Consider the following 5,303-nt stretch of genomic DNA (forward strand, 5'->3'; position numbering starts at 1 on the left):
GTGGGGCAGATGATTGGGGTGAAGTCGTAACAAGGTATCCCTACCGGAAGGTGGGGATGGATCACCTCCTTTCTACGGAGTATCCTGCGGATACATCATTAACCAAACTTTCTCAGGTCGTGTCATTACTCACTCTTTAGTTTTCAGGGAATACCAGTGAAACCTCTTTATTCTGGAAGAATGAAGAGGTTTTTTTCTTTTTTCGCTAACTATTGAGTGTACCAATACCAAAGTTTGTACAATCTATTTTCAAGGGTTCCTTGGAGGTATAGGAGGAAATGAAAATGCATTTTAACGGACAAAAAGTCCTGCCGGCAGCAAAAAGTATTAAGGATTTTGAAAAATTAATGAAAACCAGGTTTGAGTATATCGTTTTGCTGGACAGCCATGTTGCCCAATTAAAATCTCTGATCAACTTAGCGAACCGCCATCACAAAAAAGTTTTGTTACATGTTGATTTAATTCAAGGTCTGCGCAGTGATGAATATGCGGCTGAGTTTTTGTGTCAGTCTATAAAACCTGCCGGATTAATATCTACCCGGACACCGGTGGTAAGCATAGCCAAGAAAAAGTCATTGATCGCGATTCAGCGGATTTTTTTGCTAGATACCCATGCACTGAGTACGAGCTACCGACTGCTCAAAACATTTAAACCCGATTACATTGAGGTTCTGCCGGGGATTATGCCGCATATCATCAAAGAAGTTGCGGAAAATACAGGCATTCCCATTTTAGCCGGCGGGCTGATTCGGACCATCGAAGAAGTGAATGAATCAATTGGAGCCGGAGCTGTTGCCGCAACCACATCAAGCGAAAGGATATGGAAAACATTTTTCTAAGAAAACTATTGCAAAAATATATATAATCTAGTAACATAATAATTGAAACCGCTTCCATAATAAATACAAGTTAATAGCAGTGATGAGATGAGGAGAATCACTAATTCTTTTTCTTGACTTCAAGGGAAAGTTCTTTAGTGATTCTTTTTATTTTCATCTGATTGTGGCAATCTTCCAATAATTAATAAAAAGGGGGATGTGTATGTCGCATTTTCTGGCTGAGCTGATTGGAACGATGATTCTGATCATGCTTGGTGACGGGGTTGTTGCCGGAGTTCTTTTAAACAAATCAAAAGCGCAAAATTCCGGGTGGATTGTCATTACATTTGGCTGGGGATTTGCTGTCATGATTGCTGCGTATGTAGTAGGACACTATAGCGGCGCATACCTCAATCCTGCGTTAACTCTGGGGTTTGCCTTAGCGGGCAAACTGGCCTGGGTGGAAGTGGTCCCGATGATCGTCGCCCAGATGATTGGTGCATTTCTCGGTGCAGTTGTTGTCTGGCTTCACTATCTCCCTCACTGGAAGGAAACTGATGATGCGGAGGCGAAGTTGGCTGTATTTGCAACCGGTCCGGCTATTCGTAAACCATTTGCTAACTTGGTGAGCGAGATCATCGGAACGTTTGTCTTAGTTTTCGTTTTGTTGGCTTTTGGGGCCAAAGGACTTGTCTTTGCCGAAGGGTTGCAAACTCTTGTTGTTGGTTTCTTAATCGTTGCAATCGGCCTGTCCCTCGGTGGAACAACAGGATATGCCATCAACCCTGCCCGTGACCTCGGACCTCGGATCGCCCACGCTGTTCTGCCCATTGCAGGCAAAGGTTCTTCCGATTGGGGCTATGCATGGATCCCGGTTGCAGGCCCTGTCCTGGGTGCGGTACTGGCAGCAGTTATCTATCTCGGTGTATTCCACTAATAAAACGAAAATGGGGGATCTTTGCGATGAAAAAGAAATATGTATTGTCTATTGACCAGGGAACAACAAGCTCAAGAGCAATCCTGTTTGACGAAAACGGAAATATTGCCGCCATTGCGCAAAAAGAGTTTAAGCAGATTTTCCCGCAAGCCGGCTGGGTAGAGCATGATGCAATGGAGATTTGGGGAACCGTACAGAGCGTTATTTCGGAAGTACTCGCCAAGTGTGCGATTGCGGCCAGTGAAATAGCAGCGATTGGCATCACTAACCAGCGGGAAACAGCAGTGGTTTGGGACAGGCATACTGGACAGCCTGTTTATCATGCGATTGTCTGGCAATCCAGACAAACTGCCGGGATTTGTGAAGAATTAAAAGAAAAAGGATATAACGATTTATTCCGCAACAAGACCGGATTGTTGATTGATGCCTATTTCTCCGGTACGAAAGTAAAATGGATTCTGGACCATGTGCCAGGTGCACGCGAAAAAGCGGAGAATGGTGATCTTCTTTTTGGAACAATTGATACCTGGCTGGTCTGGAAGCTGTCCGGTGGTAAAAAGCATGTGACCGATTATACCAATGCATCTCGTACACTTATGTACAATATTTATGACCTGAAGTGGGACGAAGAATTGCTCGATGTTTTAGAGGTTCCAATGTCTATGCTGCCAGAGGTTTGTTCCTCTTCTGAAGTGTATACGGTTACCGAAAAATCCCTATTCTTTGGCGAAGAGGTCCCGATCTCAGGAATCGCCGGTGACCAGCAGGCAGCCTTGTTTGGACAGGCCTGCTTTGAACCGGGAATGGCCAAAAACACGTATGGCACCGGATGCTTTATGTTGATGAATACCGGCGAAAACGCCGTCCGTTCTCGGCATGGACTGTTAACTACAATTGCATGGGGATTGGGTGGAAAAATCGAATATGCGCTTGAAGGCAGTATCTTTGTAGCAGGATCAGCTGTTCAATGGTTGCGTGATGGTTTGCAACTGATTAAATCTGCGGCTCAAACAGAAGATCTGGCTGATCAGGTGGACTCAACAGACGGGGTATATGTTGTGCCGGCTTTTGTCGGACTGGGAACGCCATACTGGGATAGTGATGTCCGGGGGGCTGTCTTTGGCTTGACCCGGGGAACGACCCAGGCTCACTTTGTACGTGCTACATTGGAATCATTAGCATATCAAACCAAGGATGTTTTAGCCTCCATGGAGGCAGATTCATCAATTCAACTGAAAAAGTTGCGCGTGGATGGGGGAGCAACCGCCAACAACTTCCTCATGCAATTCCAGAGTGATATTCTGGGCGTCCCGGTGGAAAGGCCGGTCGTGTTGGAAACAACAGCACTGGGTGCGGCTTATCTGGCGGGGTTAGCTGTCGGTTTCTGGGAAGATAAGCAGGAAATCGCCCGTAATTGGAATATTGACCGCACATATGATCCCCGCATGGATGACAATACCAGGGAAAAGTTATATAATGGTTGGGTAAAAGCAATTCATGCGACTCGAACTTTTAAATAATGGCTTTAACCTTACAAGTTAATGATGGGTGAGATCAGGAGATGAACCACATTTCTTCATGCACCATTGCATGGGGTTGTGTGGTTTTTTCTTTTTTCACAGGGAGGTTTATCTATGTTTTCTGTAATAAATCGCGAAGAGGATACTAAAGATATTGCTGCTGAGGAGATCGATTTGCTGGTCATCGGAGGTGGGATTACGGGTGCTGGCATCGCTTTAGATGCACAGACGAGAGGAATCAAAACCGTTCTGATTGAAATGCAAGATTTTGGAGCCGGGACATCCAGCCGTTCCACAAAACTTGTTCACGGCGGTTTGCGCTATTTAAAACAACTGGAATTTGGCCTTGTTGCAGAAGTGGGAAAAGAACGCGCCATTGTTTACGAAAATGGACCTCATATCACTAAACCAGAGTGGATGCTCTTGCCGATTGTCAAAGGGGGCACCTACGGAAAACTTGCCAGTTCAGTGGGTATTCGGCTTTACGACTTTCTGGCAGGCGTTAAAAAAAGTGAGCGCCGCCAGATGCTAAATAAGGCAGAAACCTTGCGGAAGGAACCTTTATTGCGTGAAAAAGGATTAAAGGGCTCAGGCTATTATGTTGAATACCGGACTGATGATGCGCGCCTAACGCTGGAAGTATTAAAAAAGGCAGTCCAGTTTGGCGCCAGGGCATTTAATTACATGAGGGCAGAAGATTTGATCTATCGGGACGGAAAACTGGCGGGTGTCAGGGTAGCAGACTTGCTGAGCCATAAGAAATTTGAACTGTACGCCAAAAAAATTGTCAACGCTACCGGACCGTGGGTAGACGAATTGCGTGAGAAAGATGGCTCCAAAAGGGGAAAATATCTGCATTGGACAAAAGGAGTCCATCTGGTCGTAGATCAAAACAGATTTCCTCTCAGACAAGCTGTTTATTTTGATACACCGGACGGCCGCATGGTTTTTGCGATTCCGCGTGAAGGCAAAACATATATCGGAACCACTGACACCGATTACCATGAAGATCTTGTTCATCCAAGGGTGACAAAAGAAGATCGCGACTATATCCTTACAGCAGCCAATCATATGTTCCCGACCATCCAGTTGACTGCTGAAGATGTGGAATCCAGTTGGGCCGGGATTCGTCCGCTAATCCATGAGGAAGGGAAATCGCCTTCGGAAATTTCCCGTAAAGATGAAATTTTTCACTCTCCGACCGGACTGATCACAATAGCGGGTGGGAAATTGACCGGATACCGCAAGATGGCAGAGAGAGTGGTAGATCTGGTTACATCTGAACTAGCTGCGGAACAGGGAACCAAATATAAACCATGCCATACAGAGCGAATTGTCCTGTCTGGGGGCGATCTGGGCGGTCCTGGCCAACTTCCCGCATTTATTGAGAAAAAGGTAGCAGAAGGTATGCAGTTGGGCTTAACGAAAAAAGAAGCTTCCCGGCTGGCTAACCGTTATGGCAGTAACGTTGATCTCGTTTACGAAGTGATTTCAAAAGGAAGAAAAGAAGCCGAACAATATGGGATGGGTCTCGAAGTGTATGGTTCATTGGTTTATGGCATAGAGAATGAAATGGTAGCAACTCCCGCTGACTTTTTTATCCGCCGGACAGGAAGTTTATTATTTGATATAGCCTGGGTCAGAGAGTGGAAGGAAACAGTTGTTCAGTTTATGAAAGATAAACTGGGCTGGGACGATCATAGTGCTGAACAACAGGCTAAACAGTTAGAAATGGAAATAAAATATGCAACTGAAGCAATCTAGTTAGAATCAATCAGCTTGAAATAACACCCTTGCCTTCTGTCTGCGGCCGGGGTGTTATTGCTTTTTCAGCATTACGCTGCACGAGTGGAAGAAGTTGGTATAAATATTTTTATAAAAAAAGGGTTGCATGGATTTGTACCCTGTGCTATATTAATTCTTGTCGCCGCGGTGAGCGGTGAACGCAAACGAAACAAACGCACCTTGAAAATTAGATATGGAATAAAGCAAATGACACACTTGGTCAAGTATGTCAAGTTGCATTCA

General features: G+C 45.2%; 5 protein-coding genes and 1 rRNA gene. All 6 read left to right on the top strand.

From position 1 onward, the window contains the following. Positions 1-72, top strand: a 16S ribosomal RNA gene (locus I8U27_RS20035); the annotation flags it as partial. Between the two features lie 212 nt (positions 73-284). Continuing rightward, positions 285-839, top strand: a complete 555-nt coding sequence (locus I8U27_RS20040) for a glycerol-3-phosphate responsive antiterminator (protein ID WP_181755049.1) — start codon at positions 285-287, stop codon at positions 837-839. Between the two features lie 202 nt (positions 840-1,041). Beyond that, the gene (locus I8U27_RS20045) at positions 1,042-1,755 is read left to right on the top strand and encodes an MIP/aquaporin family protein (RefSeq protein WP_181755050.1); all 714 of its coding nucleotides are present in this window, start codon (positions 1,042-1,044) and stop codon (positions 1,753-1,755) included. A gap of 26 nt (positions 1,756-1,781) precedes the next feature. Continuing rightward, positions 1,782-3,275: a glycerol kinase GlpK gene (gene glpK / locus I8U27_RS20050; protein WP_181755051.1), complete on the top strand. Its 1,494-nt coding sequence runs from the start codon at positions 1,782-1,784 to the stop codon at positions 3,273-3,275. Between the two features lie 114 nt (positions 3,276-3,389). After that, positions 3,390-5,039: a glycerol-3-phosphate dehydrogenase/oxidase gene (locus I8U27_RS20055; protein ID WP_181755053.1), complete on the top strand. Its 1,650-nt coding sequence runs from the start codon at positions 3,390-3,392 to the stop codon at positions 5,037-5,039. 84 nt (positions 5,040-5,123) lie between these two features. After that, positions 5,124-5,303: hypothetical protein (locus I8U27_RS20840; protein WP_232345707.1), on the top strand; the 180-nt coding region annotated here is incomplete at its 3' end.

Origin of the sequence: Paenactinomyces guangxiensis (assembly GCF_016055185.1) — a bacterium.
In the GTDB taxonomy this organism is placed as follows: domain Bacteria; phylum Bacillota; class Bacilli; order Thermoactinomycetales; family Thermoactinomycetaceae; genus Paenactinomyces; species Paenactinomyces guangxiensis.